4 protein-coding genes are annotated in these 5,152 nt (G+C 64.3%); all 4 read right to left on the reverse strand.

Annotated features, from left to right (window positions below; all coding sequences use genetic code 11):
• Positions 1 to 15: 15 nt before the first annotated feature.
• The 4 genes from AB0I57_RS08780 to AB0I57_RS08795 all read right to left on the reverse strand — a co-directional run bounded on the left by AB0I57_RS08780 (position 16) and on the right by AB0I57_RS08795 (position 4,956).
• Positions 16 to 1,104, reverse strand: coding sequence for a YncE family protein (locus AB0I57_RS08780; RefSeq protein WP_358332655.1), 1,089 nt, complete (start codon positions 1,102 to 1,104; stop codon positions 16 to 18).
• A gap of 444 nt (positions 1,105 to 1,548) precedes the next feature.
• Positions 1,549 to 2,616: a beta-propeller fold lactonase family protein gene (locus tag AB0I57_RS08785; protein WP_358332658.1), complete on the reverse strand. Its 1,068-nt coding sequence runs from the start codon at positions 2,614 to 2,616 to the stop codon at positions 1,549 to 1,551.
• Between the two features lie 209 nt (positions 2,617 to 2,825).
• On the reverse strand, positions 2,826 to 3,662 hold the full coding sequence (locus AB0I57_RS08790; RefSeq protein ID WP_358332661.1) for a beta-propeller fold lactonase family protein: 837 nt from the start codon (positions 3,660 to 3,662) through the stop codon (positions 2,826 to 2,828).
• Positions 3,663 to 3,867: 205 nt separating this feature from the next.
• Entirely contained in the window at positions 3,868 to 4,956 is a 1,089-nt protein-coding gene (locus tag AB0I57_RS08795) for a YncE family protein (RefSeq protein ID WP_358332664.1), read from the reverse strand.
• Between the last annotated feature and the right edge of the window lie 196 nt (positions 4,957 to 5,152).

Below are 5,152 nucleotides of genomic sequence, written 5' to 3' on the forward strand. Positions count from 1 at the left end.
CTTTCGGTACGCGAATCAGCTGAACGCGCTGCCAGCGCCCGAGCCGCTGCCAGTGAGCGAACCGAAGTCGATACACAACGATCCCGAGCACCTCTCGACTGCGATCACCGACACCGTGTCGTCGGAAAAGTTGGTGACATAGACACGGAACCCGAGCGGGGAGACCGCCACGAAGGCAGGGTCATCCCCGACGGGTACGGTCTCGACCACCGTGTTCCCGGCGGTTTCGATCACCGACACCGTGTCATCCAGGGTGTTCGTGACGTAGACGCGGGATCCGTCCGGGGTCACCGCCAACCCGAACGCGCTAGTACCGACCGGAACGGTGTCGACCACCGTGTTCCCGGGGGTCTCGATCACCGACACCGTGTCATCCAGGGTGTTCGTGACGTAGACGCGGGACCCGTCCGGGGACACCGCCACCTCGGACGGATCGTCGCCGACCGGAACGGTGTCGACCACGGTGTTGCTGGCGGTTTCGATCACCGACACCGAGTCCTCGAAAGCATTGGTGACGTAGACGTGAGATCCGTCCGGGGTCACTCCCACATCGGACGCGCCGTTACCGACCGGAACGGTGTCGACCACGGTGTTGCTGGTGGTATCGATCACCGACATCGTGAAGTTGAAAAGGTGGGCGACATAAACGCGGGACCCGTCCGGCGACACCGCCAATCCGCGAGGTACATCCCCGACCGCGATGGTGTCGACGACGGTGTTGCTGGTGGTATCGATCACCGACACCGTGCCGCCTCCGGAGTGGGTGACGTAGACGCGGGACCCGTCGGGGGTGATCGCCACCCCGAAGGGGCCGTTCCCCACAGGAACGGTGTCGACGACATTGTTCCCTACCGTTCTAATCACCGACACCGAATCGTCGGCATTGTTGGCGACGTAAGCGCGGGACCCGAACGGGGACACCGCCACCCCGAGAGGTGAGCCCCCCACCGGAACTGTGTCGATAACGGTATCCGCCGCCACCGCCCCCGCACCGATTCCGGCCATACCCAGCACCATCGCAGAAACAGCTGCCACCCCGAACATCACACGCGGGACGCGCCCACCGACCGCGCGTCGACCTCGAAAACCACTGTGCCAATTCACATCTCTCTCCTACCGTGTAGGAACAAAGTGGACAGGCCATGCAGAGCGGTCTTGGTGGTCGGATCCGACCACCCGTCGATCGGAGGCTAACACCAAATTCGAGTCAAACCTCGGTTCCGCCGTACGACGCGCACAACCAGCAGGCTGCATATCAAGTGAATGGGCGGCAACGATGGACACGAGCTGCCACGTCGCCGTCGGCAGATGCAAGTCGGCAACCACATGACGCCGCCACCCACGATCGCAGGGTGGCGGCGTCCTTACTGTTTCGGCGTGGTTGTCACAGATGAGGGCGCTGCCCGTCGAACCACCTTCAGGCGGGTTGACTACTGCCCGTCACCGATCAGGAGTCGGAGCACAACGATCCGGAGCACGTCTCGTCGGCGATCACCGACACCGTAGAGTTCATATGGTTGGTGACGTAGGCGTTGGACCCGTTCGGGCTCACCGCAACCCCGGGGGGACCGTCCCCGATGGTGGCGGGGTCGACAATGTGTGGCTGGAGGTATCGATCACCGCCAGCGTGTCGTGGACAGCGTCGGTGACGTAGGCGCGGGTTCCATCCGGACTCACCGCAACCCCGAGTGGGCCGTCCCCGATGTTGACCACGTCGACCACGGTGTTGCCGACGGTCTCGATCACCGACACCGTTCCGCCGTTGTTGTTGCCGACGTAGACCCGGGATCCGTCCGGAGTGACCGCCGCCCAGAGCGGGAAGATCCCGACCTCGACTGTGTCGACCACGGTGTGGCTCACGGTCTCGATCACCGACACCGAATTGTCCAAACCATCGGCGGTGTAGACCCGCGACCCGTCCGGACTAACCGCTACCCCGAAAGGACCGTCGCCCACCGGAATGGTGTCGACCAGGGTGTTGCCGGCGGTCTCGATCACCGACACCGAATCGCCACCGGTGTTGGCGACATACACGCGGGACCCGTCCGGGGTGACCGCCACCCCGTTCGGGAAGATCCCGACCCCGACTGTGTCGACCACGGTGTGGCTCACGGTCTCGATCACCGACACCGTTCCGTCGTCGTTGTTCGAGACGTAGGCGCGGGAGCCGTCCGGGCTCACCGCAACCCCGAAGGGGCCGCCACCGGCGGGAATGGTGTCGACCACGGTGTTGCCGGCGGTCTCGATCACCGACACCGTTCCGCTGTTGTTGTTCGAGACGTACGCGCGGGAGCCGTCCGGGCTCACCGCCACCCCGCGGGGGAAGTCCCCGACCACGACGGTGTCGACAACCGTATCCGTGAACGTGTCGATCACCGTTACCGAATCCTCACCGGTGTTGGCGACGTAGGCGCGGGACCCGTCCGGGGTGACCGCCACCCCGGACGGGAAGTTCCCCACCGGAATTGTGTCGATGAGGGTGTCCGCTGCCACCCCGCCCATACCGATCCCGGCCATACCCAGCACCATCGCCGACAATGTCGTCACCGAGAACATCAGATTGGCGGCGCGCTTCCCCGCCGTGCGATGACCTCGAAAACCACTGAGCCGTTTCACATCTCTCTCCCGAATCAGGGCGACAAGACGGACAGGCGATGAAGTACGACAACCGGGAACCGGATCCGACCACACGCTGACATGAGGCTAACAATCGCAGTTCGGATCAGACCCCGGAATCAGTGAGAGACCGCACATCTACCAGGACAGGCGAGCACCATCGGCGATCGTGTCGGTGGCGGCACACGTTCTTCACCGCGGCGCGGGTGTCAGCTGAACATGCTGCCGGCCCCCGAGCCGCTGCCCGTCAATGACCCGAAGTCGATGCACAGCGACCCGAGGCACTCCTCTATGGCGATCACCGACACCGTGTCGTCGAAAGAGTTGGCGACATAGGCGCGGGATCCGTCCGGGGTGATCGCCACACCGAACGGACCGTCCCCAACCGTGACGGTGGTGATCACCATGTTCGTGCCGGTATCGATCACCGACACATTGCCACTGATGAGGTTGGTGACATAGGCGAACGCTCCGTCCGGGGTGATCGCGACGTCTTGAGGGAAGTTCCCCACCGCGACGGTGGTGACCACCATGTTCGTGCCGGTGTCGATCACCGACACCTGGGCGGAACCCTGATCGGCGACGTAGGCGAACGCCCCGTCCGGGGTGATCGCCACCCCTCCCGGAGTGTTCCCGACCGCGACGGTGGTGATCACCATGTTCGTGCCGGTGTCGATCACCGACACATCACTGTCGACAACGTTGGTGACATAGGCGAACGCTCCGTCCGGGGTGATCGCCACCCCCTCCGGGCCGTTCCCGACACCGACGGTGGTGATCTCGGTGTTAGTGCCGGTGTCGATTACCGACACATCGTTGTCGTTGGCGTTGGCCACATAGGCGAACGCTCCATCCGGGGTGATCGCCACCCCTTGAGGCAAGTCCCCTACCGGGACGGTGGCGATGACGGTGTCCGCCGCCGCCACGCCTGCCCCCATCCCGGCCAGACCTAGCACCAACGCGACAACGGACATAAACCCGAGCACGATCCGCCGCGCCTGCGTAAGGATCGTGGGGTTCCTGCGGAAACTACTGTGGTGATTCACATTTCTCTCCTGCCAGAGGGGAAACGAAAAGATCAACCATGCAGTGATGACGGCCCGCAGCCAGTTTCGATCACCAGCCGAGGGCAGGCTAACAACCACACTCTGATCTCGAGCCCACGACTCGCCGAACTCACCGACGAACCCCAGTGACGGCGTCATCCTCCCGGCCGCTGCGGCACCGTCACCGGGGTCCCCGGTGCGGATGTCAACTGAACACGCTGCCGGCCCCGGACCCTGTACCAGTAAGCGAACCGAGGTCGATGCACAGCGACCCGAGGCACTCCTCGACGGCGATCACCGACACCGTGTTGTCGAAAGAGTTGGTGACGTAGACGCGGGACCCGTCCGGTGTCACCGCCACCCCGAACGGGCCGTCCCCGACCGCAACAGTCTCGATGACCGCGTTCGTCGCGGTCGCGATCACCGATACCGAAGCGCCACCATTGTCGGCAACGTAGACGCGGGACCCGTCCGGGGTGACCGCCACCCCGCGCGGGGAATCCCCGACCGTGATGGTGTCGACTTCGGTGTTTGTGCCGGTGTCGATCACTGACACCGAATCGCCGATAAGGTTGGTGACGTAGACGTGGGACCCGTCGGGGGTGACCGCCACCCCGGACGGGGTGTCCCCGACGGTGACGGTGTCGACCACCGTGTTACCGACCGTCTCGATCACCGATACCGTGTCGTCGAAGAGGTCGGCGACGTAGACGTGGGACCCGTCCGGGGTGACCGCCACCCCGAACGGGCCGTCCCCGACGGTGACGGTGTCGACCACCGTGTTACCGACCGTCTCGATCACCGATACCGTGTCGTCACCCAAGTCGGTGACGTAGACGTGGGACCCGTCCGGGGTGACCGCCACCCCTGTCGGGAAGCCCCCGACGGTGACGGTGTCGACCACCGTGTTACCGACCGTCTCGATCACCGATACCGTGTCGTCATTACGGTTGGGGACGTAGACGTGGGACCCGTCCGGGGTGATGGCCACAAGGAACGGTCCGTCCCCGACCGTGACGGTGTCGACGACCGTGTTACCGACCGTCTCGATCACCGACACCGAATCACCCAACTCATCAGCGACGTAGGCGCGGGCCCCGTCCGGGGTGATCGCCACCCCTATCGGTTGATCTCCGACCGGAATTGTGTCAATGACGGTGTCGGCCGCCGCGCCCCCCGCTCCCAGCCCGAACATACCGAGCACCATCGCGGCTACGGTGGTCAAAGGGAGCAAGAGGCGTCGGACCTGCCCGCGAATCGTGGGGTTCCTGCGGAAACTACTGTGGTGATTCACATTTCTCTCCTGCCAGAGGGGAAACGAAAGGATCAACCATGCAGTGATGACGGCCCGCAACCAGTTTCAATCACCAGCCAAGGGAAGGCTAACAACCACACTCTGATTTCGAGCCCACGACTCGCCGCATCTCCTCAACGACCACTGGGCAGCACCAGAAGGGCCTGAGCACCCAGACTCCCGCCGGGCGAGGCTT

The organism is Rhodococcus sp. NPDC049939, assembly GCF_040656415.1.
GTDB lineage: Bacteria > Actinomycetota > Actinomycetes > Mycobacteriales > Mycobacteriaceae > Rhodococcus_F.